The organism is Frigidibacter sp. ROC022, from assembly GCF_024723735.1.
Lineage (GTDB): Bacteria > Pseudomonadota > Alphaproteobacteria > Rhodobacterales > Rhodobacteraceae > SLM-1.
On the sequence record NZ_JANQDU010000020.1, the window covers coordinates 1 to 750 of the forward strand.

At 61.5% G+C, this 750-nt stretch carries 1 protein-coding gene; it reads right to left on the minus strand.

The features are described from left to right. A partial coding sequence (locus NUW50_RS21330) for a DUF1349 domain-containing protein (protein ID WP_258291212.1) occupies positions 1-750 on the minus strand: 750 nt, incomplete at both ends.

Here is a 750-nt window from a genome sequence, read left to right on the forward strand (position 1 = left end):
CCCGGCTGGGTCACGCTGACAAGATTCAGCGCATCACCATCGGCATCGCTGTCATTGGCCAGCAGGTCTGCCGAGGTGAACAGCAGAGCTGCCCCGGAATCCGTGGTCAGGCTGTCGTCCGAGGCCTCGGGCGCCGTATTCACGGGAAGGATCGTTCCGTCTTCGTCCAGCAGAGGATCGGAACCGAACTCCACATAATCCACCTGCGCCGTGAACCCCGTGGCCGGGCCGGTGTTGCCTGCAAAGACCCCGGCCGCGCTGACTTCAAGCGCATGGGTGAAGCTGCCTGCACTCGTCCAGGTGTTCCCGTCCAGAGAATAGTCGAACTGCCAGTTGTCGCCGATGCGCTCCACCCGCAGATAAGGCGCCGTGCCGCCCGGGATCGCTACTCTCAGAGCCTGGCTCGACACGCCATCTACCGTTATCGCGGCAAAGGCATAGAGCTTCTTGCCATCGGAATAGGTATCGAACCGCAACCAGTTCTGCGCATCCTCCTCGATCAGAAGGCCTTGCATCTGGTACTTCGCGCTCGGCGTCGTCAGGAACCGCGTCTCGATCTCAAAGTCGTCATCCGCGGCAGCCTGCATGGCCCGGACACTGTTGTTCGTGCCCCAGATGTCATGGTTGCCATCCGGGGTCAGCAGCGACAGATACCCGTCCGTCGCGTTTGTTCCCAGTGAGGAAGACGTGCCCGAAGGGCCAACGACCGTCCACACCGGATCAAGACCACCACCAGCAAAATCGTCAGAA